The 26,107-nt window shown below is 32.2% G+C and carries 30 protein-coding genes; 2 read left to right on the forward strand and 28 right to left on the reverse strand.

Going from position 1 to position 26,107, the window contains the following annotated elements; all coding sequences use genetic code 11:
- Positions 1–73: 73 nt before the first annotated feature.
- A complete protein-coding gene (locus ABWP78_RS08205; RefSeq protein ID WP_353170436.1) occupies positions 74–1,306 on the reverse strand; it encodes an ABC transporter permease in 1,233 nt (410 codons plus the stop codon).
- A gap of 11 nt (positions 1,307–1,317) precedes the next feature.
- Here ABWP78_RS08205 and ABWP78_RS08210 point away from each other — a divergent pair, with 11 nt between their 5' ends.
- Complete coding sequence (locus ABWP78_RS08210) at positions 1,318–2,550, forward strand: exo-beta-N-acetylmuramidase NamZ family protein (RefSeq protein WP_353170438.1); 1,233 nt, start codon at positions 1,318–1,320, stop codon at positions 2,548–2,550.
- 1 nt (position 2,551) lies between these two features.
- On the opposite strand, the gene ABWP78_RS08215 is transcribed toward ABWP78_RS08210, so the two are convergent.
- Positions 2,552–3,046, reverse strand: coding sequence for a YkgJ family cysteine cluster protein (locus tag ABWP78_RS08215; protein ID WP_353170440.1), 495 nt, complete (start codon positions 3,044–3,046; stop codon positions 2,552–2,554).
- Between the two features lie 84 nt (positions 3,047–3,130).
- Between ABWP78_RS08215 and ABWP78_RS08220 the strand changes: the two genes are divergently transcribed.
- Positions 3,131–3,838, forward strand: coding sequence for a class I SAM-dependent methyltransferase (locus ABWP78_RS08220; protein WP_353170441.1), 708 nt, complete (start codon positions 3,131–3,133; stop codon positions 3,836–3,838).
- A 172-nt stretch (positions 3,839–4,010) separates the two neighbouring features.
- On the opposite strand, the gene ABWP78_RS08225 is transcribed toward ABWP78_RS08220, so the two are convergent.
- The 26 genes from ABWP78_RS08225 to ABWP78_RS08350 all read right to left on the reverse strand — a co-directional run.
- On the reverse strand, positions 4,011–4,643 hold the full coding sequence (locus ABWP78_RS08225) for a 7-carboxy-7-deazaguanine synthase QueE (RefSeq protein WP_353170443.1): 633 nt from the start codon (positions 4,641–4,643) through the stop codon (positions 4,011–4,013).
- 135 nt (positions 4,644–4,778) lie between these two features.
- The gene (locus ABWP78_RS08230) at positions 4,779–6,470 is read right to left on the reverse strand and encodes a tetratricopeptide repeat protein (RefSeq protein WP_353170445.1); all 1,692 of its coding nucleotides are present in this window, start codon (positions 6,468–6,470) and stop codon (positions 4,779–4,781) included.
- A gap of 9 nt (positions 6,471–6,479) precedes the next feature.
- Positions 6,480–7,391, reverse strand: a complete 912-nt coding sequence (locus tag ABWP78_RS08235; protein WP_353170447.1) for a PstS family phosphate ABC transporter substrate-binding protein — start codon at positions 7,389–7,391, stop codon at positions 6,480–6,482.
- Positions 7,378–7,605 carry a hypothetical protein gene (locus tag ABWP78_RS08240; protein WP_353170449.1) on the reverse strand — a complete coding sequence of 76 codons (228 nt, stop codon included), beginning with the start codon at positions 7,603–7,605 and terminating at the stop codon, positions 7,378–7,380. Before ABWP78_RS08240 ends, ABWP78_RS08235 begins: the two co-directional genes overlap by 14 nt.
- A 1-nt stretch (position 7,606) precedes the next feature.
- Positions 7,607–8,422 (reverse strand): energy transducer TonB, encoded by an 816-nt coding sequence (locus ABWP78_RS08245; protein WP_353170451.1) that lies wholly within the window; start codon positions 8,420–8,422, stop codon positions 7,607–7,609.
- Positions 8,423–8,443: 21 nt separating this feature from the next.
- The gene (locus tag ABWP78_RS08250) at positions 8,444–9,013 is read right to left on the reverse strand and encodes an ExbD/TolR family protein (RefSeq protein WP_353170453.1); all 570 of its coding nucleotides are present in this window, start codon (positions 9,011–9,013) and stop codon (positions 8,444–8,446) included.
- Between the two features lie 18 nt (positions 9,014–9,031).
- Entirely contained in the window at positions 9,032–9,673 is a 642-nt protein-coding gene (locus tag ABWP78_RS08255) for an ExbD/TolR family protein (RefSeq protein ID WP_353170455.1), read from the reverse strand.
- A 38-nt stretch (positions 9,674–9,711) separates the two neighbouring features.
- Complete coding sequence (locus ABWP78_RS08260) at positions 9,712–10,536, reverse strand: MotA/TolQ/ExbB proton channel family protein (RefSeq protein ID WP_353170456.1); 825 nt, start codon at positions 10,534–10,536, stop codon at positions 9,712–9,714.
- 349 nt (positions 10,537–10,885) lie between these two features.
- The gene (locus ABWP78_RS08265; protein WP_353170458.1) at positions 10,886–12,235 is read right to left on the reverse strand and encodes an FAD-dependent oxidoreductase; all 1,350 of its coding nucleotides are present in this window, start codon (positions 12,233–12,235) and stop codon (positions 10,886–10,888) included.
- A gap of 51 nt (positions 12,236–12,286) precedes the next feature.
- Positions 12,287–13,366, reverse strand: coding sequence for an agmatinase family protein (locus ABWP78_RS08270; protein ID WP_353170460.1), 1,080 nt, complete (start codon positions 13,364–13,366; stop codon positions 12,287–12,289).
- A gap of 10 nt (positions 13,367–13,376) precedes the next feature.
- Complete coding sequence (kynU, locus tag ABWP78_RS08275; protein ID WP_353170461.1) at positions 13,377–14,654, reverse strand: kynureninase; 1,278 nt, start codon at positions 14,652–14,654, stop codon at positions 13,377–13,379.
- A 121-nt stretch (positions 14,655–14,775) separates the two neighbouring features.
- Positions 14,776–15,825: a tRNA preQ1(34) S-adenosylmethionine ribosyltransferase-isomerase QueA gene (queA, locus tag ABWP78_RS08280; RefSeq protein ID WP_353170463.1), complete on the reverse strand. Its 1,050-nt coding sequence runs from the start codon at positions 15,823–15,825 to the stop codon at positions 14,776–14,778.
- 277 nt (positions 15,826–16,102) lie between these two features.
- Positions 16,103–17,389: a citrate synthase gene (locus ABWP78_RS08285; protein ID WP_353170464.1), complete on the reverse strand. Its 1,287-nt coding sequence runs from the start codon at positions 17,387–17,389 to the stop codon at positions 16,103–16,105.
- Positions 17,390–17,692: 303 nt separating this feature from the next.
- Positions 17,693–18,985: a phosphopyruvate hydratase gene (gene eno, locus ABWP78_RS08290; protein ID WP_353170466.1), complete on the reverse strand. Its 1,293-nt coding sequence runs from the start codon at positions 18,983–18,985 to the stop codon at positions 17,693–17,695.
- A gap of 99 nt (positions 18,986–19,084) precedes the next feature.
- Positions 19,085–20,194 (reverse strand): glutamine-hydrolyzing carbamoyl-phosphate synthase small subunit, encoded by a 1,110-nt coding sequence (carA, locus tag ABWP78_RS08295; protein ID WP_353170468.1) that lies wholly within the window; start codon positions 20,192–20,194, stop codon positions 19,085–19,087.
- A 151-nt stretch (positions 20,195–20,345) separates the two neighbouring features.
- On the reverse strand, positions 20,346–20,852 hold the full coding sequence (gene rplQ / locus ABWP78_RS08300; protein WP_353170470.1) for a 50S ribosomal protein L17: 507 nt from the start codon (positions 20,850–20,852) through the stop codon (positions 20,346–20,348).
- A gap of 61 nt (positions 20,853–20,913) precedes the next feature.
- Positions 20,914–21,906: a DNA-directed RNA polymerase subunit alpha gene (locus ABWP78_RS08305; protein ID WP_291241516.1), complete on the reverse strand. Its 993-nt coding sequence runs from the start codon at positions 21,904–21,906 to the stop codon at positions 20,914–20,916.
- A 21-nt stretch (positions 21,907–21,927) separates the two neighbouring features.
- Positions 21,928–22,533 carry a 30S ribosomal protein S4 gene (gene rpsD / locus ABWP78_RS08310; RefSeq protein WP_291241479.1) on the reverse strand — a complete coding sequence of 202 codons (606 nt, stop codon included), beginning with the start codon at positions 22,531–22,533 and terminating at the stop codon, positions 21,928–21,930.
- Positions 22,534–22,620: 87 nt separating this feature from the next.
- Positions 22,621–23,004 carry a 30S ribosomal protein S11 gene (gene rpsK, locus ABWP78_RS08315; RefSeq protein ID WP_091314282.1) on the reverse strand — a complete coding sequence of 128 codons (384 nt, stop codon included), beginning with the start codon at positions 23,002–23,004 and terminating at the stop codon, positions 22,621–22,623.
- 8 nt (positions 23,005–23,012) lie between these two features.
- Positions 23,013–23,387: a 30S ribosomal protein S13 gene (gene rpsM, locus ABWP78_RS08320; protein WP_291241481.1), complete on the reverse strand. Its 375-nt coding sequence runs from the start codon at positions 23,385–23,387 to the stop codon at positions 23,013–23,015.
- A 2-nt stretch (positions 23,388–23,389) separates the two neighbouring features.
- Entirely contained in the window at positions 23,390–23,506 is a 117-nt protein-coding gene (gene ykgO, locus ABWP78_RS08325; RefSeq protein ID WP_002987490.1) for a type B 50S ribosomal protein L36, read from the reverse strand.
- Between the two features lie 70 nt (positions 23,507–23,576).
- Positions 23,577–23,792 (reverse strand): translation initiation factor IF-1, encoded by a 216-nt coding sequence (gene infA, locus ABWP78_RS08330; RefSeq protein ID WP_091314296.1) that lies wholly within the window; start codon positions 23,790–23,792, stop codon positions 23,577–23,579.
- Positions 23,793–23,798: 6 nt separating this feature from the next.
- The gene (secY, locus tag ABWP78_RS08335; protein ID WP_353170471.1) at positions 23,799–25,136 is read right to left on the reverse strand and encodes a preprotein translocase subunit SecY; all 1,338 of its coding nucleotides are present in this window, start codon (positions 25,134–25,136) and stop codon (positions 23,799–23,801) included.
- A gap of 11 nt (positions 25,137–25,147) precedes the next feature.
- Positions 25,148–25,600 carry a 50S ribosomal protein L15 gene (rplO, locus tag ABWP78_RS08340; RefSeq protein ID WP_353170473.1) on the reverse strand — a complete coding sequence of 151 codons (453 nt, stop codon included), beginning with the start codon at positions 25,598–25,600 and terminating at the stop codon, positions 25,148–25,150.
- Between the two features lie 13 nt (positions 25,601–25,613).
- Complete coding sequence (rpmD, locus tag ABWP78_RS08345; RefSeq protein WP_353146821.1) at positions 25,614–25,793, reverse strand: 50S ribosomal protein L30; 180 nt, start codon at positions 25,791–25,793, stop codon at positions 25,614–25,616.
- 11 nt (positions 25,794–25,804) lie between these two features.
- Positions 25,805–26,107: 30S ribosomal protein S5 (locus ABWP78_RS08350; RefSeq protein WP_502905479.1), on the reverse strand; the 303-nt coding region annotated here is incomplete at its 5' end.

Here is a 26,107-nt window from a genome sequence, read left to right on the forward strand (position 1 = left end):
TCCTTTTTGTATAGTGGGCTTATTTTTAAAGACCACTAGGCAAAAAGATATAGCGGAGAGCAGGAAATAGCTGCTAAAAAAACTTCAACGCTTTAATTGGTGATATTTTTGTAATTAAATATGATGGAATTAATAAAATCAAGACGCAAATTAGAATAGTTCCTGCATTTAAAAGTGCGATATGAAGGAAATTAATATCAACCGGTGCTGAAGATACATAGTAACTTTCTGGATTTAACGTAATGATTTGGAACTTCTTTTGGATAAATAACAATAAAATTGCTGTTCCATTTCCCCAGAGTAAACCTCTTGAAATTAAGTGGGCTGCGTTATATAAAAATATTTTTCGAACAGACCAATTGTTAGCGCCGAGTGCTTTTAACATTCCAATTAGCTGGGTACGTTCGAGAATTAAAACCAAAAGTGCTACTACCATATTTATGGTTGCAACGGCAATCATAATGATCAAGATAACTAAAATATTAAAATCGAAAAGCTTTAGCCATTCGAAAATACTGAAATATTTTTCGGAAATGGATACACTGTTAAATGTTGGCGGTATGGTTTTGTAAATATCTTGTGCGCGTTCGTCTAATTTTGAAAAATCGTCAATAAAAATTTCATAGGCTCCAAATTGAGATGACTCCCATTTATTGATGCGTTGTAAATGTTGTATATTACCTATTATATAGGACGAATCGAATTCTTGAAAGCCAGAGTTATAAATTCCAGAAATGGTGAACTTTCGAACACTTGGTAATTTCCCTTGTGTTTTCATAAAAAAGGTAGTAACCGAATTTCCTACTTTTAATTTTAATCGGTTGGCTAAAAATTGAGAAATCAATACTTGATTGATGTCGCCTTCTTTATAGATAGGAATTTTTCCTTCGACTAAAAAATCTTCTAAATTTTTCCACTGATAGGTGTTGTCTACCCCTTTAAAAACAACGCCTTCAACATCCGTTTTAGTTCTAATTAATGCACCTTTTGTAATTATGGGCTGCACGTGAGTAATGTATTTATTTTTTCTTAATTGAGAAATGGGTAATGTTTTAGAATCGAAGGGTTCACCAGTAACTTGAGATTGATTGTCATCGAAATTTGAAACGATGATATGCCCGTTAAACGCCGCGATTTTTTCACGTATTTTTTGCTGCAAACCAATACCTGTTGCAACTGAGAGCACCATCATAAAAATACTTAAAGCAATAGCCCAAATAGCAATTTTTATAATTGGTGAAGAAACACTACTTTTATAACTTTTTGAAACAATAAGTCGTTTCGCAATAAAATATTCTAAATTCAAAATATATACTTATGAAATTTGAGTTCAAAAATACGTTTTTATTTATTTTAATACTATTATTTTCTTTTGGATGTTCATCTGTGAAAAAGTCGAAAGTTGAAAGTCAAAAGTCGAAAACAATAGTAACCGAAACAACAAGCCAAAAATTCAAAAACTTAGCCCTAAAAACAGGTGCTGAAAACTACAAAGAATATTTACCTTTATTGGCGAATAAAAAAATTGGAATTGTCACGAATCCGACTGGAATTGTTGAAAACAAAAAACACTTGGTTGATTTTCTTTTAGATAATAAAGTTGATTTACAAAAAATCTATGCGCCAGAACACGGATTTAGAGGAACTGCTGATGCTGGGGAAGTAATTAAAGATGGGAAAGACATACAAACCAATTTACCTATTATTTCGTTATATGGAAATAATAAAAAGCCTAAACCCGAGCAATTAGCAGATATTGATATTGTAATTTTTGATATTCAGGATGTAGGTGCAAGATTTTACACGTATATTTCAACGCTGCATTATGTTATAGAAGCTTGTGCAGAAAATAATATTGCTCTATTGGTCTTTGACAGACCTAACCCAAATGGCACTATAGTGGATGGACCTGTTTTAGAAATGGAACATAAAAGCTTTGTAGGGATGCACCCCATTCCGGTATTACACGGGATGACAATTGGAGAATATGCTAAAATGATAAATGGCGAAAAATGGTTAGCAAACGGAATTCAATGTAAATTAAAAGTTATTCCTTGTACAAACTATGAAAGAGAAATGAAATATAGCTTACCCGTAAAACCATCGCCAAATTTACCAAATGATCAATCTATAAATTTATATGCGAGTTTATGCTTTTTTGAAGGCACGAATGTAAGCGTGGGAAGAGGCACGGAAAAACAATTTCAAATATATGGCTCGCCATTTTTACTGAAAACAGATTTTTCATTTACTCCTATTCCGAATTTTGGCGCAAAAGAACCGATGCATAAAGACATTTTATGTTATGGAGAAGATTTGTCTAAAATCAAAAAAGTGAGTCGTTTAGAGTTGAAATGGCTAATAAAAGCATATGCCAATACTTCTGATAAAACTGTCTTTTTTAATGATTTTTTTACCAAATTGGCTGGAACTAAAAAACTTCAAGAGCAAATAATTGAAGGCGTTTCTGAAAAGGACATTAGAAAAAGTTGGGAAGCTAATTTGAATGCTTTTAAAGAAATGAGAAAAAAATATTTGATTTACAACTAAATTATAAAGGCATTTTTAATTTCATTTTTTCAACAATATTAAAAGCAGCAGGACAAACGGCAACGTTTAGTAAAGTCAATTCGGTAATTTGATTGAACTTTTTTCTATCTGTATGCGGAAATTCTCTACACGCTTTTGGGCGCACATCGTAAATGAAGCATTTGTTTTCGTTATCTAAAAATGTACACGGAACTGATTTTAACACATAATCATTGTCTTCGTCAACACGTAAAAACTGATTGATAAATTGTTGTGGTTTTTGTTTTAAATGTTTTGCAATTCGTTCCACATCTGCATCTGTAAATAGCGGCCCAGTAGTTTTACAACAATTGGCACACTCTAAACAATCGGTTTTTTTAAATTCGTCATCGTGTAAATCTTGCATTACATAATCTAATTTTTTTGGCACCCTTTTTTTTAACTTATCGAAATATTTTTTAGTTTCAATATGTGTATCTTTGGCTAACTTTTGAATTTCGTTTAACGATGGCTTCATTATTAATTTGTCTGAATGAACTACAAAGTTACGATTTTGAATATAGATTTAAGAATAACGAATGTTGAATTTTGAAATATAACGATGAAAGACCTTTTTGGAAAAGCCATATTAGATTACCAAACGAATAATTCCCCAGAAGATATTCTTACTGAAACTTCGATTTCTGAAGCTGATGAAATGCCTGTTTCTTATTTGTTTAGAACCTATAATGAAATGCCAGAATTGGAACAAAAAGCATTACAATTAGCAAAAGGTAGCGTTTTAGATGTAGGATGTGGTGCTGGAAGTCATACATTAGCATTACAAAACGAAAGGAATTTAGAGGTTACTGCCATTGATATTTCGGAAAATGCTGTAAGAGCTTGTCAACTTCGTGGCATAGAAAATGTCAAAGTTGCCAATATTTTAGATTTAGAGGTAGAAAATAAATTCGATACTATTCTTCTTTTGATGAATGGAACTGGGATTTTTGGCACCTTAAAAGAAACAGGCAACTATTTACAGAAATTAAAATCGTTATTACATGAAAATGGTCAGATTTTAATTGATTCCTCTGATTTAATTTATATGTATGATCAAGATGAAGATGGCGCCTATAGTATTCCTGCAGAAGGTTATTATGGCGAATTAACTTTTACTGTTCAATATAAAGGAGAAACGGAAGACACTTTTCCTTGGTTGTATTTGGATTACAACACACTTCAAAATGCAGCTATAGCTAATGGTTTAAAATGCGAATTACTTTTAGAAGGTGAACATTTTGATTATTTAGCGACACTTTCATTGTAAATTCCAATAAAAAATTAAATTCCAATATTTAAAATCCCAAAAAACACAAAATCTATTTTTTGAAACACAGATCAAAGAAATTTTAAAAATCTTTTAAATCCGTGTTGAAAAATAGTAAATAATTTAAGTTTCAATTTTGGAATTTGGAATTTTAGTATTGGAATGTGCCTAATTAAGGAATATTCAAATATTTATGTGTTTGTAAAGAAACTCGCCATTTTGGGTTGTTCATAACATACTCTACAATTAACGGTGTCATTTCTTCTTTTTTGCTCCATTCGGGTTGTAAGAATAAAATGGCATTATTATTTGTTTTTTCTGCCTGTTCTTCTGCAAAAATAAAATCGTGTTTATTGTGAATTATAACTTTCAATTCGTTTGCAATTGCGTAAGCAGATTCTACAGGTAGTTTATTTTTTTTTGGCGACAAGCAAAACCAATCCCAAGTTCCTGTTACCTCGTAAGCGCCAGAAGTTTCAATATGAACATTTAGCCCTGCGTTTTTTAATTGTGTTGTTATTGGATTCATATCCCAAGTTAGGGGTTCGCCTCCAGTAATTACAATGGTTTCTGCATAAGATTTTGCATTCGACACTATTTTTTCTACAGCTGTTGGAGGATGTAAATCTGCATTCCAACTCTCTTTCACATCGCACCAATGACAACCTACATCACAACCACCGACACGAATAAAATATGCTGCAGTTCCGGTGTGAAATCCTTCGCCTTGAATGGTATAAAATTCTTCCATCAAAGGAAGCATTTCACCTTTGTCTACTAATATTTGAGTTTCTTTATTAAGCATATTTTATATATTGAGTGCAAAGGTAATTTATTTAAGGTAAAAGGTAAAGGGTAAAAGGTAAAAGTTTATAAGTTGGAAATAGGACATAAAAAAACCGATAACTTTCGCTATCGGTTTTAAAAATTATTTTGTTTTTTATTTATTTAATGCTTGTAATGATTCTTTTACGAAAACATCATTTGGATTAATTTCTGCTGCTTTTTTAAAGTTATCGATTGCTTTTACTTTATCTGTTGTAGCGTAATTTGCTCCAATAAATGAATACGTTTCGAATAAATTTTCTCTTACTGCTGCTTTTGCCAATTCTGTTTCGCCTTTTGCTGTTACTGTTTTTACATATCCTTCATAATCTAAAACGGCTTGTGCATTAGCTTCTGGAGTTCCAATAACTCTATTTAATTGTCCTTTGTAAAAATACACATCTTGAGTGTTTGGAGAGATTCTAATTGCTTCAGCATACGCATTATTAGCTTTTACAAATTCTTCAGTTAATGTTGCTTTTTGAGCTGCTGTTTTACTTTCAGCATAGAACAAAATTGAATTTCCTAATAAAAAATTATCACGACTGTAACTTTTTGAATTTGTGTTTTTAACTGCCAATTCAAATAATTTCGCTGCTTCTAAATAAGCTTTTCCGGTATACAATTTAATTCCAATTTCGGTAAACTCTGTATTTAAATTTGGATTTAGTTCTGCAGCTTTTGTTAAATCTGAAATGGCTTCTGTGAATTTAGTTTGATTAGAAACAATTCCTTTATCATCCATTGAAGTAGCTAATTTTGCTTTTGCTAAATACAAATAATCTTTACCATTAATTTTTTTAGCGTCTACTTTTGTCATATAATCAGTCAATGACTTAATAGCGCCTTCAGGATTTCCGTTTTCAGAATAAGCATACCCTAAATATTTGAATACTTTTGGATTTACTTTGTCAGATTTCTGAATCGCTAAAGCTTCCGCTTCTAATTCTTTCCATTTTTTTGATAAGATTAAGAAATCGGCATATTTTATTTTAGCATCTGTAGAAACATCAGTCAAACTCATATACTTTTTATAATCTTCTAAAGCAGCAGCAATTTTTTCTTCAAAAAGCGATTTTTTTGCATACGCCCAAGCCAAGTTGGTTTCTGCTTTTTCACGAAAAGCTGGTCCGTAACTTGGATTGATTGCCAAAATATCATTAAATGCTTTTAATGCTTCTGGAAACGCTTGTGCATTTCTAGTAATAATTGCCAATTGCAAAGGAGCTCTTAAAGAAGTTTTATCAAGTTCTCCAGCTGTTCTGTAAGCCACGTAGGCATCGTTGATGTTTTTATTTGCTACCAAAGCATCACCTAAAGCAATTTGCGCTAATGCCGATTTTGGATCACTTGCAACAGCTAATTTTGCTGCAGCTAATGCTTTTGAAACATCTGGGATAGTTGCTTTTAAATGAGCTTGCGTAATAAAAATTTGTTCTTCGGTGTTTTTCTTTTTTGCTAATGCTAATGCTGCTGAAAAATTTGCTTCTGCATTTGAGACTTTTCCATCTAACAAGTCTAATTGACCTAAACCAATTAAATTTAAATGTCCGGCATCTTTAGCTACTTTACCTTTTTCAAAATATACTTTTGCCGAATCTTGTTTTTCTAAAGCTATATATACTTGACCTAAATAAAAATAATTTTTACCCTTATCTGGCGCTGTTTCAACCATTGACTTTAATGATTTTCTAGCTTCAGAAAATTTTTCTGCATCGATTGTTTTCTTTACTTGCTCTACATCTTGAGCGTTTACCGCAACAGCGGATAAAATAGTTACAAAACTTGATAAAATAATTGTTCTCATTTCTTCTTTTTATTTCTTTTTATTATTTTTTATAATTCTTATTTGTCTTGTTGGAATTTTTATTGGCGCTAATCCTGATTTAAGAGTAATTCGCTGTCCAACTTCGCTTTTTACAAAAGAAGCAAAACCCATGCCTAAACCTGTTCTTCCTTGATAATTTAACAAATATATTTTTCTTATAAATGGATATTCTTTTGTTTCTATATATGATTGAGTAGGCTTTACCGCTTTTTTAATGCTTTCGCCTACAGCTAAAACTTTAACTTTTTTAATTGTGGTTTCAAGTTCAATTGAAGGATTCAGGAGCCAATTTACTCCAACAAAACCAATTGAATTATTATTTTCGGAAACAAATTTAATAACTTCTAGGTTATTTTTCAATGCCGTTACATTTTTTGATAATGATTTAACATTCGCTTTTTCCATTAAATAGCTTAATGTGCTAGAATTTTCGTTATCAAAAACAAATTGAACAGTAGAATTTTTTCCTTTTAAAACATCATAAATTTCTGAAGTTGTAATAGTAGTTTTTGAATTTCCTGCGTTGACAATTAAAGCAATGGCATCCGAACAAAAAGGTGTATTTTTGCCAATTACATCAATAGCTTTTAATTTTTCTTCTTGAGCTTTTGTCAATTCATGTGAAAGAACGGCAATATCAATTTTTCGTTGTAATACTAAATTTACAATATCCGAATCTGATTTAGGAATAAGTGTGATGTCAGCTTTTTGATATTTACTTTCAAAAACCATTTCTTGATCTTCCACAATTGGCAATAAAGATTCGTCTACATAAATTTCGGCTTTTCCTTTAACATAAGATTCATCTTCTGTGCTATTTTCAGATTTTTTACACGAAAAAAATAGTAAAATAGTAAAAACAAAAACGGATATAATTATATTAATTTTACTCTTCATCATCTTTTTTTATTAATCTGTAAAATCTGAAACTTGCGTATAAAACTAATAAGCCTCCAAATATTATTCTTCTTGTCATAGATACTTCTAAAGGAAAATTATCCCAAAAAGTAACCAGATATGCTAAAACTAAATAAAAGCAAAATATTAAAAGTCCTAAAATAAACAGAAATCGCTGTTTGGGCGATTTCTGTTTTAATTTATTTAACCAATTCATATTACTCGTTAGCTGTAATTTGAATGGATATAGGTAATGTATAGTATTGTTTTACACTTCTACCATTGTATACACCTGGTGTCCATTTAGGCGATTTATTTAAGATTCTCGTGGCCTCTTTTCCTAAACCTAATCCTGCAGGGCTTTCTTTTACAATTACAACATCTCTAATAGAGCCATCATCCCAAACTACAAATTTTGCTATCACAGTTCCAGTAGTAGTTTCGTCTACTTCTGGTAAACGGAACGAGCTTGCTATTTGTTTTCTGAAAGCATTCATACCCCCTGGAGGCGACGCTTGAACTTGAACGGTTGTAAAAATAGAATTATAATCTGTATCATCTCCTTTTTGTTCTTCTTGCGCTAATTCAGCACCTTTATCAAGGTTGGCATTTGCATCTCCTTTAGCTGTTTCTGAACCCGATTTTTTATCAGGGTCAGGTGGAGGAATTTCTTTATCAACCGTTTTTTTATTTACAACAACTGGAGGCACATTTTTTACAATATCAACCACAGATTTTACCTTTTTAATAGGTTCTATCTTTTTTTGTTCTAAAATTTTCTTTTCCTTTTTTACTGGCGTTTTCACTTTCTTAAGTTCAACCTTGGTAATTTTATCTTCAACTTTATCTTTACTTTTCATTGAAAGATACAAAGCAAAAACCAACGCGATAAAAAATATTGAAGAAACAAGTAATGCTAAAACGGTTCTTTTTGAACTATTAGTTCTTAATTCGTATGCACCATAACTTTTATTACGTCCTTCGAATATATTGTCAAGTAAACTAGCTTCGCTAATGTTTTGAATTTCACTCATTTTTCTATATTTAAAGTTATGTTATTTAATTTTATTGTCTTCAAGCATTTTTAAATCGCCTGGAGTTACATCAACAATTGAATACGAAAACGGTTTCACTATTGCCATTTCATCTAAAATGTCAACTAAATTTTTATAGTTAGCCGATTTACTTGCTTTAATAAGCACTACCATTCCTTGTGTTTTAGGGTTTTCAACACGGTCCATTACATATTTATTATGTGTCAAAAGTACTTTTCTGATACCTTTACCTCCATAGTTATCTAACTTTGGTTTTCCATTTAAACCATCTTCCATGTATGGTGCATCAGTCATCCCAATATAATACACTAACTTATCATTTTTTCCTAAAACAACCGTTAAGGTTCTCCAAGCCGGAGTTTCTGGCGGGTTAGGATCATCCTGTTTTGTATTATCTGGTAAGGCTAAATCCATAGATTGTGGCTTAGACAATGTGGTTGTTAGAATAAAGAAAGTAATTAACAAGAAAGCTAAATCAACCATAGCTGTTAAATCAACTCCTGGATTCGATTTTTTACTTCTTACTTTACCGCCTTTACCGCCACCGCCACCGGTATTTAATTCTGCCATGTTATTTTTTTATTATAATTAAAAATCTTCATCTCTTAGAGAAGTTACTAAATAAAAATCATTCATGTTTTGTTTTTGAAGTATGTCAAATACGTTCTTTACAACTGGATATTTTTCTTTAGAACTACCTTTTATAGCTATTTCAATCTCCTTAATCTTCTCTGCGCCTTTAGCTTGTTGTTCCATAACAACAGCTGCATTTGCATAATATACCCAGAAAGACAATTCATTTTCAGAAATATCTCCTTTGTAAGGAATACCAACTTGCGTGCCTGGTTTGTTTCTTTCCGCATTTTTTAAAGCTAATAAAGACTTTAATTGCTCCAAAGGAACACCGAATGAATCTAATAAAGAAAACTCATTTATTTCTTTTGGTGTGAAAGCAATATCATATTTTAATGACATAGCTTCTAAAGCAGCAATTCTGGTTTCTCTTTCAGACATTCCAATATATACTGCGCTATCACCAACTGTAATAGTAAGTAAGTTTCTTTCCGGTAATTTAGCTTTAATGGTTGACGCAGGCGTATCTACTGGCTTTGGCTCAGGTACTTTTGATGTTGCTGTCATAATAAAAAAGGACAATAACAAAAACGCGACGTCACACATGGCCGTCATGTCGATTCTTGTGCTTTTTTTAGATGTTTTTATATTAGCCATTTTACTTTATTTTAACTTAATAATTATTTTATGAAATCTTAGTTGCTTCCTTTAGCTCTTTTGTAAGCTTGAGAAATTGCGAAACCAGCTTCGTCAATAAAATAAGTTAAAGTATCAATTTTTGAAGTAAAATAGTTGTAAGCGATAACTGCTAAAGTAGAAGTTGAGATACCTGTAGCTGTGTTAATTAACGCCTCAGAAATACCATTTGCTAATTCTGCTTGGTCTGGAGTACCTTCTGCTAATCCAGCGAATGCTTTAATCATACCAGATACTGTTCCTAATAATCCTAATAATGTACCAATTGATACTAAAGTAGAAATAATAGTTAAGTGTTTTTCTAACATTGGCATTTCTAATGCTGTAGCTTGTTCTACTTCTTTAGTAATGTTTTCAGAAGCTGTATCAACATCTAAACCGTCTTTTTTAACTTGTTCTGATTTTAATAAACCTGCTTTTATTACATTGGCAACAGAGCCTTCTTGAGCATCACAAGCAGCAATAGCCCCTTGAACATCTCCAGTTTTAATTTGAGATAAAACGTCTTTTACGAAGTTATCTAAATTTCCTTTTCCAGCTGCTTTTTTCAAAACAATAAATCTTTCTACAGAGAAAACGATAGTCATTAATAATAATCCCATTAATACAGGAACAATCATACCACCTTTGTAAACCATTCCTAAATAGTTTCCTGGTAATGGCTGTCCTAATGGATCACCTTTAATAAAGTTTGCTGGTGCTCCCATTACAAATTTCCATAATAAAGCGCCAATAACTATACAAATTACGATAGTTAAAGCTGCAAAAACACTACTTCCTTTGCTTCCTTTGTTCTCTACAGAAACGTTTAAATCCTGTCCCATTTTTTAAAATTTTTTAGTTTGAATTGATTAATTATTTGATTTCAATTTTATTTTGATAGTCGCAAATTTATGTGAATTAGATTTGAAAAAAAAACTAATTCTATAAAATTTACATTAACTTTTTGAAAATATGCAACAATCATACCAAAAAACAGACATAGCAAGATTATTTTCAAGTTTTAGTGTTATTTTTTAATAATTATTCAAAAAAATTGAGATAATTATGTGACTTTTAATGTTAAGTTATTGTAAAGTTTTTCAGCTTTTGATTAATTTTTACAAAATCATATACAATTAAAGTTTCGAAACAAGGCACTGTGGAATTATTTCTTCTTCACACCGAAAAAAATTACTTTTTTAGAAGATCAATAATCTTACTTTCAACTGCTTGGCTGTTCCAAATTTGGTTAATGTTTTCCATTTGTAATATGTCTTGCATGATTTCGTTTTGTCTATCTCCAATTGCTAAAGCTTCTGAATAGGGTTGATGGCTAAACGTTACACGAGAATATAACGGCACCCATAATTGAGGATGTTTATCTGAAAACCATTTTTCAATTTTCTTTTGTAATAAGAAATTGGCATCTGCTGTTTTGGAGCTCATTTCCATAAAATTTCTGTACGAAAGTTCGGCAATGGCATCTGCATTTGGTTTTCTAGAATTTTCGTAATCATTTAATAAGTTTGCCCAATCATCACCATATTTTTCAAACATTTCTTCTAAAACGGTAATGTCTTCAAATCCCGCATTCATTCCATGTCCATAAAAGGGAACAATGGCATGACAAGCATCGCCAATAAGCGCTACTTTGTCGCTAAAAGTCCAAGGAAAACACTTCATAGTTACCAAATAACTTGTAGGATTTTTAAAAAAATCTTCGACTAAATCTGGTATTACTTCTTTAGTATCAGGGAAATGATTAGCAAAGAAACCGACCAATTGGTCCTTGCTTTTAATGGATTCAAACGAATTTTCACCATCATGCGGCATAAAAAGTGTACAGGTAAAACTACCATTTAAATTAGCCAAAGCCATTAACATAAAATTGCCTCGAGGCCAAATATGTAAGGAGTTTTTATCTAATTTATGTGAGCCATCAGCGTTGGCAGGTATATTTAATTCTTTGTATCCAATATTTAAAAATTCTTGCGAATAATTAAACATACTTTGGCGTTGCATTTTATGTCTGATTCTTGAAAAAGCTCCATCGGCACCAAAAGTAATATCGTAATCATGTGTAGTCCACTCGCCTTTTTCAGAATCGCCTGTAGAGATTGTTGCGGTAGTTAAATCAACATCCCATATCTTCTCTTCGAAGAAAAAAACCACGCCGGCTTTTTCCGCTAAGTCTACCATTTTTTTATTCAATAAACCTCTAGAAAGCGAATAAATTACTTCACCATCTTTTCCGTAAAATTGCTCATTAACGGTGTCTTTTTCAGTATGAATGGCACGTTTGTCAACAGGTATTCCTATTCCTAAAACTTCCTGATCCAAGCCCACATCACACAATGCTTTTAGGCCTCTATTAGACAAAACAAGATTAATGGAGCGTCCTGTAAAATTCATTTTTCGAATATCCGGACTTCTGTCGTAAATATGAACAGTATGACCTCGTTTTGTAAGATAAATTCCTAATAAAGTTCCAACTAATCCTGAACCTACTATTGCAATTTTTTTTGGTGTTTGCTTTGACATATACTATATACTACTTATGTAGTTTTAAATAAATACGATATTGTTTGATTTTTAAAACTGAACTCGATTTCCAACATTCAGTTTTTGAGATTTAGCAAGAATTCCACACATATGAAATAACATTCTTGCACCTACATTTCCATCCCAATCGTCATTTTCTCCGGGTGCCACTTCTACTAAATCAAAACCAATTATTTCTTTACCAGACTGAGCTAATAAATTAAATAAATAAGTAGCTTGTTGAAATGAAAAACCTCCTGGAACAGGTGTTCCAGTATTTGGACAATACCAAGGATACAATCCATCAATATCAAAAGAAATAGTGACTTTTTGAGGTAACTGCGAAATGATTTCTTCGCATTGTTGTTTCCATGTTTGCCCTTCAAATGCTTTCGCTTTCATATCTGCATCTGTATGCACAATAACTCTTCCTTTGGCTTCTTTCACTATATTTACTTCTTGTTCGCAGAAATCTCTAATTCCTACTTGAACAATTTTTGATACTTGAGGTATTTGTAATGTGTTATACATAATAGAGGCATGGGAATAGGTAAAGCCTTCATAAGCCACTCGCAAATCCATATGAGCATCTAAATGCAAGATACCAAAACTTTCGTGTTGGGTAGCCAAAGCTTCATAATAACCTAGCGGTGTACTATGATCACCACCTAAAAGCGCTACTTTTTTTCCTTTATTTTGCCAAAATAATACTTTTTCTTTCACTTCTGAATGAAGCGTTCTGCATGCAGTATTAATTTTATGTAAATCCTCCAATAAAGATGGAAACGTTTCCAAATCTTCGCCATTTTCCAAAGTTTGAATAATAGGTTGCGCCAAATCTTTATATTTTTCAGAATTTTTTGCCCATTGTTCTGGAGCTTCATCCATATATATACCTAATTTCCATAATTCTGGAAAATCTTGATGCAATAAATCTACTTGAAATGACGCATCAAAAATAGCAGCAGGACCTTCAGAGGCTCCAGAACCATAACTCACAGTTACTTCCCAAGGCACAGGAATAATAATAATTTCTGATTCTTCTGCTGTAAAAGGTAATCCAAAGACTGTAGCATCTGCTAAACCAGGTTGTGATGGATCGAAATTTTCTATTTTTTGTTGTTTATTCATTTTGGATGTTCTATTTCAATATTCCTTTTTTCAAAATTTGTCCAAAATTATAAATGTCTTCAAAAGACGTATAAAATGGGACGGGTGCTAGACGAATTACATTTGGTTCGCGCCAATCTGTAATCACTCCGTTTTGCATTAAATAAGTAAATAATTCTTTACCTTGTCCGTGTAAATATACTGATAACTGACAACCTCTTTCAGATTGATTAGAAGGCGTGATGACTTCAAAATTTGCTTGTGGAATTTCTTTATCAATTTCATGAAGAATAAATTCTAAATACGAGGTTATACGATTTCTTTTCGCAATTAATTTTTCCATACCAACTTCTGCAAACATTTCGACAGTTGCTAAATAGGGTGCTAAAGATAAAACGGGTAAATTACTAACTTGCCAGCCATTTGCACCTTCAACCGCATCAAAATTTTGTTCCATTAAAAATCGACGAGATTTATTGTGTCCGTACCAACCTGCAAATCGGTCTAACTCTTTATTGGTATGATGCTTTTCGTGCACAAAGTATCCAGACGCATTTCCTGGACCTGAATTCATATATTTATAACTACACCACGCAGCAAAATCGACATCCCAATCGTGTAAATTTAATTCAATATTTCCTGCGGCATGTGCTAAATCCCAACCAACAATTGCTCCAGCTTTGTGTCCAGCAGCCGTGACAGTTTTCATGTCGAAAACTTGACCCGTGTAATAATTTACTCCTCCAATAAAAACTAGGGCTAGCTCGTCGCCTAATTCTTCAATTTTTGCTAAAATATCTTCAGGTCGAGTAGTTAATTCACCTTCTCTTCTTTTAATTTCAACAATTGCAACTTCTGGATCAAAACCATGAAATTTTACCTGACTTTGCAACATATATTGATCTGAAGGAAAGGCTTTTTCTTCACATAATATTTTAAATCTTTTGCCTTTTGGTTGGTAAAAAGAAACAAAAAGCAAATGCAAATTTACAGTTAATGTATTCATAACCCCTACTTCTGAATGCTTAGCTCCAACAATTTTAGCCAAAGGTTCGCAAAATCTTTCATGATAATCCCACCAAGGTTTTTCTGAATAAAAATGACCTTCAACAGCCATATTTGCCCAATCATCCATAATGTCATCTACATATTTTTTGGTGATTTTTGGTTGTAAACCTAATGAGTTTCCTGTAAAATAAATTACATTTTGATTGTTATGTTGTGGGAAATAAAATTCGTTTTTATATGATTTTAATTCATCTTGAGCATCTAAGCTTATTGCGAATTCCTTTGTATTTTGAAAGTTCATTTTTAGTAGATTTTAAAGCGTAAAAGTAACAAAAAAATAAGAGATAAAAAAACCCAACTAAATGTTGGGCTTATATTTTAAGAATCTGAAATAGGTTCAGAGAGATAATTATTTAATTCGATTATAAAATTAACATCGCATCACCATAAGAATAGAAATTATACTTTTCTTTTATGGCAATTTCGTATGCTTTTTTCATTAAATCGTGCCCGCAAAATGCGGAAACCATCATTAAAAGCGTTGATTTTGGAGTATGAAAATTAGAAACCATCGCATCAGCTAAACTAAAATCGTATGGTGGATAAATAAATTTATTTGTCCATCCTGAATAGGGATTTAGAGTTCGAATAGAAGAAACGGTACTTTCCATGGCACGCATAGAAGTAGTACCGATACAACATACTTTATTTTTTTTCGTTCTGGCTCCGTTGATAATATCACACGCTTCTTGCGTAACCACCATTTCTTCTGAATCCATTTTATGTTTTGATAAATCTTCTACTTCAACAGGATTAAAAGTACCTAAACCTATGTGTAAAGTAACTTCGGCAAAATTAATTCCTTTGATTTCAAGACGTTTCATCAAATGTTTAGAAAAATGCAAACCAGCAGTTGGTGCTGCTACAGAACCTTCTACTTTTGCATAAATAGTTTGATAACGTTCTGCGTCTTCTGGAGTTACCTCACGATTAATGAATTTTGGTATAGGTGTTTCACCTAATTCTATTAATTTTTCTCTAAATTCTTCATACGATCCGTCATATAAAAAACGTAATGTTCTTCCGCGAGAAGTTGTGTTGTCAATAACTTCGGCAACTAACGAATCGTCATCGCCAAAATATAATTTATTTCCAATTCTAATTTTACGAGCTGGATCTACTAAAACATCCCACAAACGTTGTTCTGCATTTAATTCTCTTAATAAGAAAACTTCAATTCTTGCACCTGTTTTTTCTTTATTACCATACAAACGAGCTGGAAAAACTTTAGAATTATTAAGCACCATTACATCGCCATCATCAAAATAGTTAATAATATCTTTAAACATCTTATGTTCTATTTCACCTGTTTTTCTATGAATCACCATTAATCGAGATTCATCTCTATTTTCTGAAGGAAATTCGGCTAATAATTCTTCTGGTAAATTAAAATGGAAGTGAGATAATTTCATGTTTTGAGTTTAAAAGTTTAGGGTTTAAAAGTTTATGCGTTTCAAACCGTGTGCAAATATACAATTGTGAGATAGGCGTTGTCAAGTAAAAACGTATTTATTTTTGAATTCATCGCAAAGACACAAGGTTGCACCGTATTATTTTGTGATATAATTAAGAAAATTTCTGAAATCTACTAATATATTTTTGTTTTAGAGTAAATACATTTCTATTATGCTAAATTAAAGCTAATACTTAAAAATAAAAAATCCCGATGCTGATCGGGATTCATTTAATTTATTTTCTGTCTTCAAATTTCACAAAATCTCTTAAAGGATGGCCTGTATAAATTTGTCTTGGTCGACCAATTGGTTCTTTATTTACTCGCATTTCTTTCCATTGTGCAATCCAACCAGGTAAACGACCAATTGCAAATAAAACTGTAAACATATCTGTAGGAATACCTAAAGCACGGTATATAATACCTGAATAGAAGTCAACATTTGGATATAGTTTTCTTTCTACAAAATACGGATCAACTAATGCTGATTCTTCTAATTTTTTTGCAATAGCTAAGATTGGGTCATCCACACCTAACTCAGCTAGAACTTCATCTGCTGCTTTTTTGATAATTTTAGCTCTCGGATCGAAATTTTTATATACTCTATGTCCAAATCCCATTAAACGGAATTCGTCATTTTTATCTTTTGCTTTTGCTAAATATTTATCGGCATCACCACCATCTTTTTGAATGGCTTCTAACATTTCTAAAACTGCCTGATTAGCACCACCATGTAATGGACCCCAAAGTGCAGAAACTCCTGCAGAGATTGATGCAAATAATCCGGCATGAGAAGACCCTACCATACGAACTGTAGAAGTAGAACAATTTTGCTCATGATCTGCATGTAAGATAAATAATTTATCTAAAGCCGCTACTACTGTAGGGTTAATTCTATATGGTTCTGTAGGTAATTTAAACATTAATTGCATAAAATTATCTACATATCCAATGGTATTGTCATAATAATTTAATGGGAATCCCATGCTTTTTCTGTATGTCCAAGTGGCTAAAACTAGAAATTTACCCATAGTTTTACAAATGGCTTCATACATTTCTTTTTCGTTTTCAACATTTACTACTTTTGGATTAAAAGCGGTAAGCGCACTGGTTAACGCAGATAAAACCCCCATTGGATGAGCTGTTTTTGGAAAACCATCGATGATGTTTTTCATTTCTTCATTAACCAAAGTATATTTATGTATACCTTTTTCGAAATCTGTTAATTGTTTTTTGGTTGGTAATTCACCAAAAATTACTAAATAGGAAACCTCTAAAAAGTTACCTTTAGCGGCTAAATCCTCAATAGAATACCCACGGTATCTTAAAATTCCTTCTTCTCCATCAAGAAACGTAATGTCACTTTTACAAACACCTGAATTTTTATATCCTGGGTCGTAAGTTATTGCTCCTGATAAATCTCTTAATTTACTAATATCAATAGCTGTTTCATTTTCGCTCCCCACCATAACAGGAAGTTCATATTTGTTACCATTAATTTCTAAAATTGCATTTGTTGACATGATAATATGTATATTTTGTAAGTGTAATAATCTTAGTTGCGAATTTAATAATTAATTCTTGAATTTTAAAATTAATATATAGTTAAATTGCACAATAGGTATATATAAAATTTATAGTATATAAGGAATCTGAGTTACTTTTCTAACTAATAAAAATATAGACAAATATAACTTTCAAAAATACTAATCAAAAAAATAAAAGGTTCACAAAAAAACACCTAAATGGTTTTTTAGGACCAAGTAGGTGTTCTGTTTAAGAAATTTATGAAATACTGAAACGTATTCTGTATGAAAAAAAAATATTTATTTTACTTTAAATGCATTTGCGCCTGGAAAGTAAGCTACTTCGTTTAATTCTTCTTCAATTCGTAATAACTGATTGTATTTTGCCATACGATCTGAACGCGATGCCGAACCGGTTTTAATTTGACCACAGTTTAATGCTACTGCCAAATCTGCAATGGTATTGTCTTCGGTTTCTCCAGAACGGTGACTCATAACTGAAGTATATCCTGCATTATGAGCCATATTTACAGCTGCAATAGTTTCAGATAACGTACCAATTTGGTTTACTTTTATTAAAATTGAATTGGCGATTCCTTCTTTAATACCACGAGAAAGTCTTTCTACATTCGTAACAAATAAATCGTCACCAACTAATTGTACTTTATTACCAATTTTATCTGTTAAGTACTTCCAACCTTTCCAGTCGTCTTCATACATGCCGTCTTCAATAGAAATAATTGGATATTTTGAAGCCAATTCAGCTAAATAATCTGCTTGTTCTTCAGACGTTCTAATTTTTCCACCAGCACCTTCAAACTTTGTATAATCGTATTTTCCATCTACATAAAATTCTGAAGCTGCACAATCTAAAGCAATCATAACATCATCTCCAAAAGAATATCCTGCTTTCTCAACTGCTAATTTAATTGTATCTAAAGCATCTTCCGTTCCACCAGCTAAATTAGGTGCAAAACCACCTTCATCACCAACAGCAGTTGATAAATTTCTATCGTGTAATACTTTTTTAAGGTTGTGAAAAATTTCAGTACCCATTTGCATAGCGTGAGTAAAAGAAGTTGCTTTTACTGGAATAATCATAAATTCCTGAAATGCAATAGGCGCATCTGAATGCGAACCACCATTAATGATATTCATCATTGGAACGGGTAACGTATTTCCAGAAACACCACCAACATATCTATATAAAGGCATACCTAATTCGTTTGCAGCAGCTTTTGCAACAGCTAAAGAAACACCTAAAATAGCATTAGCTCCAAGATTTGATTTGTTTGGCGTACCGTCTAAATCAATCATCATTTTATCGATAGCGTTTTGTTCAAAAACTGACATTCCTACTAATTCTGATGCAATAGTTGCATTTACATTTTCAACAGCTTTAAAAACACCTTTGCCCATATAGGCTTTTCCGCCGTCACGTAATTCAACTGCTTCATGTTCGCCAGTAGAAGCGCCAGATGGAACTGCTGCTCTACCTAAAATTCCATTTTCTGTAATTACATCTACTTCAACAGTAGGATTACCTCTTGAATCTAATATTTGTCGTGCGTGAACTTTAATTATTATGCTCATATTTATTATTTTTTTAATTCTAAATTATTAACTAAACAAAGTTAAATATATTTTATTTCGAATTTCGTAATTAAGCTAAAACTTATAAACGATAACGTTTTAGTTTTTAGAAGTTTTTATGTTCGTAATAAAATCATCGAATAAATAACTAGAATCGTGTGGTCCAGGACTGGCTTCCGGATGATATTGAACAGAAAAACAGTTTTTAGATTTCATTTTCATACCTGCAACCGTTCCGTCATTTAAATGAACATGCGTTAATTCAAAATCAAGGTGTTTTTCTAATTCTTCTTTATTTACAGCAAAACCGTGATTTTGAGAAGTAATTTCACCCTTACCGGTTACCAGATTTTTTACGGGATGATTAATACCGCGATGCCCATTAAACATTTTATACGTTGAAATTCCATTTGCTAAAGCAATTACTTGATGTCCTAAACAAATTCCAAATAATGGCTTGTTTTCAGATAAAATATTTCTTGCTACTTCTTGCGCAGATGCTAATGGGTCTGGATCTCCTGGACCGTTTGATAAAAAATAGCCATCAGGATTAAACGCTTTCATTTCGTTAAAATTAGCATTATAAGGATACACCTTAATATAACAATCACGTTTTGCTAAATTTCTTAAGATATTTGTTTTGATTCCTAAATCTAAAGCAGCAATTTTGAAATTGGCATTTTCATTTCCAAAAAAATAGGGTTCTTTCGTTGAAACTACTGAAGCCAAATCTAACCCTTCCATATTAGGCGCTTGTTCTAATTTCATTTTCAATTCTTCAATTGAAGTGCCATCGGTAGAAATAATTGCATTCATTGCGCCGTTATCTCTAATATAGCTAACTAAAGCGCGAGTATCAACATCTGAAATCACAATTAAATTTTGTTTTTCTAGGTAGTCATACAAACTTTCAGAAGCATCTACACGAGAAAAATTCATACTAAAGTTTTTACAAACCAATCCAGAAATTTTTACAGCATCTGATTCTACTTCATTTATATTTACCCCATAATTTCCGATATGCGCATTGGTTGTAACCATAATTTGCCCATAATATGAAGGATCTGTAAATATTTCTTGATAACCGGTTGTACCTGTATTAAATGCGATTTCACCAAAAGTTGTACCTGAAATTCCAATTGATTTTCCGTAGAAAATAGTTCCGTCTTTAAGTAAAAGAACTGCTTGTTGTTTGTTGTTGTATTTCATTAGTTGTTGTAGTTTTAAAAAAAGAGATAAACATCTAATTTTGAGTTACCTTATTTATATTGCAAAATTACGTTATAGTATTTATAAAAAAAAAGGATAAACAAAAATTTGTTTATCCTTTTTTAATTATTTTAAATCAATTGTTTCATGATTATTCAGAAGCCTCGGTTGTTTCAGTTGTATCGGTTGTTTCAGTTGATTCAGCAGCTGGAGTTTCCGCTACAGTTTCATCTGCTTTTTTAGATTTACCTCTACGAGTAGATGCTTTTTTAACTTCTTTTTTAGCAGTTGAATAAATTGTATTAAAATCTACAAGTTCAATCATAGCCATATCAGCGTTATCCCCTAAACGGTTTCCTAACTTAATAATACGCGTATAACCTCCTGGACGATCCGCTACTTTATCAGCTACTTCTCTGAACAATTCAGTAACAGCATATTTACTTCTTAAATAAGAAAAACAAATACGTCTGTTGTGCGTTGTATCTTCTTTTGATTTTGTTACAAGTGGTTCAAAAAATTGTTTTAAAGCTTTCGCTTTAGCAACAGTAGTATTGATACGCTTATGTTCAATTAGAGAACATGCCATGTTAGCAAGCATTGCTTTTCTATGACCAGTTTGTCTACTTAAATGGTTGAATTTTTTTCCGTGTCTCATGACGTAATTATTTTATCTTCATCTTGCATCAATCCGCTTTGGAGAGCAAAATATGAATGAATTATTCTTTATCTAATTTGTATTTTGCTAAATCCATTCCGAAAGTAAGGTTTTTATTCGCCACTAACTCATCTAATTCAGTTAGTGATTTTTTACCGAAATTACGGAATTTCATTAAATCGTTTTTGTTGAAAGAAACTAAATCTCCTAAAGTATCGACTTCAGCCGCTTTTAAGCAGTTTAAAGCTCTTACTGATAAATCCATATCAACTAATTTAGTTTTCAATAGTTGTCTCATGTGTAATGATTCCTCATCATACGACTCAGTTTGAGCAATTTCATCAGCCTCTAAAGTGATTCTTTCGTCAGAAAACAACATAAAATGGTGAATCAACGTTTTAGCTGCTTCTGTCAATGCGTCTTTAGGATTAATTGAACCATCAGTTTTGATTTCGAAAACTAATTTTTCGTAATCTGTTTTTTGTTCAACACGGAAGTTTTCGATTGAATACTTCACATTTTTTACAGGCGTATAAATAGAGTCTGTAAAAATTGTTCCAATAGGAGCATTTGGTTTTTTATTTTCTTCAGCAGGAACATATCCTCTACCTTTTTCGATAGAAAGTTCCATGTTGATAGTTGTTTTGCTATCTAGATTACAAATTACCAAATCTGGATTTAAAACTTGAAAACCAGAAATAAATTTTTGGAAATCACCAGCTGTAATTTGATCTTTACCAGAAAGAGAGATGGAAACTGATTCATTATCTACATCTTCAATTTGACGTTTAAAACGTACTTGTTTAAGATTTAAAATAATTTCAGTTACATCTTCTACTACACCAGAAATTGTTGAAAATTCATGTTCAACACCTTCTATTCTTACAGATGTAATAGCAAAACCTTCTAATGCAGAAAGTAAAACTCTTCTTAAAGCGTTACCAACTGTCAATCCGTAGCCAGGTTCTAAAGGTCTAAATTCGAATTTACCTTCAAAATCGGTTGAATCGATCATGATAACTTTATCGGGCTTTTGAAAATTAAATATTGCCATATCTTCGACTAATGTCAATTATTATTTGTTATACAACTCAACGATTAGTTGCTCTTTAATATTTTCTGGAATTTGAAGTCTTTGAGGAACCGTTACAAAGGTACCTTGTTTCGTATCATTATTCCAAGTAATCCATTCATATACAGAAGAATTGTTAGCCAAAGAGCTTTCAATTGCTTCAAGAGATTTAGATTTTTCACGTACAGCAACAATATCGCCAGGTTTTAAGTGGTAAGAAGGTACATTTACCAATTCACCATTTACTGTGATATGTCTGTGAGAAACGAATTGACGTGCAGATCTACGAGTGGGTGCAATACCCATTCTGTACACTACATTGTCTAAACGAGCTTCACAAAGTTGTAACAAGATTTCACCTGTTACACCTGAAGCAGCAGCTGCTTTTTCAAATAAATTTCTGAACTGACGCTCTAAAATACCATAGGTATATTTTGCTTTTTGCTTTTCCATTAACTGGACAGCATATTCAGATTTTTTTCCTCTTCTTTTTGCCAAACCATGTTGACCAGGAGGATAATTTCTTCTTTCGAAAGCTTTATCTTCTCCGAAAATTGCTTCGCCAAACTTACGGGCGATTCTTGTTTTTGGACCAGTATATCTTGCCATTTTACAAATTTTAATTTAAGGTAGGGATTATGAATTAAGGTCTTTCCTTCGATAATCTAAATTCCTACCTAAGTTTTATACTAATTGTTATACTCTTCTTCTCTTTGGAGGACGACATCCATTATGAGGCATTGGAGTAACATCAATAATTTCAGTTACTTCAATTCCACTGTTATGGATTGATCTAATAGCAGATTCTCTACCATTTCCTGGACCTTTTACGTAAACTTTTACTTTTTTAAGTCCAGCTTCAAGAGCTACTTTTCCACAATCTTCAGCGGCCATTTGGGCAGCGTACGGAGTGTTCTTTTTAGAACCTCTGAAACCCATTTTACCAGCTGACGACCAAGAAATAACTTCACCTTTTTTGTTTGTTAACGAAATGATGATGTTGTTAAAAGTAGCGCTAATATGTGCTTCTCCAGAAGACTCAACGATAACTTTACGTTTTTTTGCAGTTGCCTTAGCCATATTATTTACTATTTAGTTGCTTTTTTCTTGTTAGCAACAGTTTTTCTTTTACCTTTTCTTGTTCTCGAGTTGTTTTTTGTTCTTTGACCTCTTAAAGGTAATCCCGCTCTGTGGCGTATACCTCTTTGACATCCGATGTCCATTAAACGTTTGATGTTTAATGTAATTTCTGAACGTAATTCACCTTCGATTTTAAATGATGAAACCGCTTCACGGATTGCTCCGATTTCGTCATCATTCCAATCAGATACTTTTTTATCTTGGCTTACTTTGGCTTTTTCTAAAACCTCAATAGCTCTACTTTTACCCATACCAAAAATGTATGTTAAAGCGATAACTCCTCTTTTGTTTTTTGGGATATCAACCCCTGCTATTCTTGCCATAATTATCCTTGTCTTTGTTTAAATCTAGGATTCTTTTTGTTAATAACGTATAATCTTCCTTTTCTACGCACGATAATACATTCTGCGCTTCTTTTTTTAACTGATGCTCTTACTTTCATCTTAATTTGCTTTATGCTATATGCTTTATGCTTTAAGCTAACTGCTTATTGCCTATCGCCTATGGCTTATTTAGTATCTATAAGTAATTCTAGCTTTAGACAAATCATAAGGACTCATTTCAAGTTTAACCTTGTCTCCTGGTAACAACTTAATGTAATGCATACGCATTTTACCTGAGATATGAGCAATTACAACATGTCCGTTTTCTAATTCCACACGAAACATTGCATTAGATAATGCTTCTACAATGCTTCCGTCTTGTTCTATTGCTGATTGTTTTGCCATAATTAATTAAGCGACAGCTTTTCTATTTTTACCACTTTTCATTAAACCATCATAATGTTTGTTTAACAAATATGAATTGATTTGTTGAATCGTATCGATTGCAACTCCGACCATAATAATTAACGAAGTACCACCGTAAAAGTAAGCCCATGCTCCTTGAACATCTAACAATCCGTGGATAATAGCAGGGAACACTGCAATTAAAGCCAAGAATAATGAACCTGGAAATGTGATTAGAGACATTAACTTATCTAAGAAATCGCCTGTTTCTGCACCTGGTTTAATACCTGGAATGAAACCTCCACTTCTCTTTAAGTCATCTGCCATTTTATTTGTTGGTACCGTAATAGCGGTGTAAAAATACGTAAAAATAACTATTAATAAAGCAAAAACCACATTATAAACTAAACCGAATGGATCTTTAAACATATTTGAAATGCTTAAAGCTGTGTCTGATTTAGATAATCCAGCTAATGCAGCAGGTATAAACATAATTGCTTGCGCAAAAATAATTGGCATAACACCTGCAGAATTCAATTTTAATGGAATAAATTGTCTATTATCATCCATTGAATCGGATTCAAAATCACCAGAAACTGATCTTCTTGCATATTGAACCTGAACTTTTCTCAAAGCCATTACTAACAATATGGTAGCTATAATAACCACTAACCAAATGATGATTTCAATAATGATTTTCATTGGATTACTACTGTTAGTTCCCACTTCTTGAATGAATGCTTCTGGCATTCTTGCCAAAATCCCCACCATAATTAAAAGTGATATTCCATTACCAATTCCTTTTTCTGTAATTCTTTCTCCTAACCACATTGCGAAAATAGTTCCCGAAACGATGATTAATACGGACCCAAATAAAGGGAAGAAAGTAAAGAAATCAGGATTAACAAATGCTTCAGCAGGTAAGGTTTGTTTTAAATTAAAAATATAACCTGGCCCTTGAACCAATGTAATTGCAATAGTTAACCAACGTGTAATTTGGTTAAGTGTTTTTCTACCACTTTCGCCATCTTTTTGAAGTTTTTGTAAATAAGGAATCGCAATTCCCATTAATTGAACTACAATCGAAGCAGAGATGTAAGGCATAATTCCTAATGCAAAGATAGAAGCTTCCGAAAAAGCGCCACCAGTAAACACATTAATTAACCAACCTATACCACCTTCTGTTTGATTAGAAAGACTTTGCAATTTTGTGGAATCAATACCAGGCAATGTTACTTGTGAGCCAAAACGGTACACAAGTAAAATTCCAAGAGTCACTAAAATTTTATTTTTTAGTTCTTCTATTTTCCAAACATTGATAAATGATTCTATAAATTTCTTCATAGTGATACTAATTAAAGGATTACTACTTCTCCTCCAGCAGCTTCGATGGCCGCTTTTGCAGTTGCAGTAAATTTGTGAGCACTAACTTTTAATTTTGTTTTTAGCTCACCTCTTCCTAAAATCTTTACTAAGCTATTTTTGGTAGCCAAACGAGTATCAACAAATACTGTAAAATCTACAGTTTCTGAGATTACCCCGTTTTCTACTAAACCTTGTAAAGTATCAAGATTTATACCTTGATATTCTACTCTATTGATGTTTTTGAAACCAAATTTTGGTACTCTTCGTTGAAGAGGCATTTGACCTCCTTCAAAACCAATTTTCTTTGAATAACCAGAACGAGATTTGGCTCCTTTGTGACCTCTTGTTGAGGTACCACCTTTACCAGATCCTTCACCTCTACCTACTCTTTTGTTTTGGTTGTGAACAGAACCTTCTGCTGGTTGTAAATTACTTAAATTCATAACATATATATTGTTATTTAGTTTCTTCTACAGAAACTAAGTGTTTAACTTTATTTACCATTCCAAGGACAGCAGGACTTGCATCGTGCTCAACAACTTGACCCATTTTTTTAATACCAAGAGCGATTAATGTTCTCTTTTGGTCTAATGGACAGTTGATTTTACTTCTAACTTGTTTTACTAAAATTTTCATATCTCCCTGATTTATCCTTTAAATACTTTGTCTAAAGATACTCCTCTTTGTTTTGCAACAGTAAGAGCACTTCTCATTTGTAACAAAGCATCAAAAGTTGCTTTTACTACGTTGTGAGGATTTGATGATCCTTGTGATTTTGACAATACATCATGAATTCCTACTGATTCAAGAACCGAACGAACAGCTCCACCAGCAATAACTCCTGTACCATGAGAGGCAGGAATTAAGAATACACGTGCACCACCAAATTTACCTTTTTGTTCGTGAGGAACTGATTGACCATTCAAAGGAATTTTTACTAAATTTTTCTT

The organism is Flavobacterium sp., assembly GCF_040402955.1.
Lineage (GTDB): Bacteria > Bacteroidota > Bacteroidia > Flavobacteriales > Flavobacteriaceae > Flavobacterium.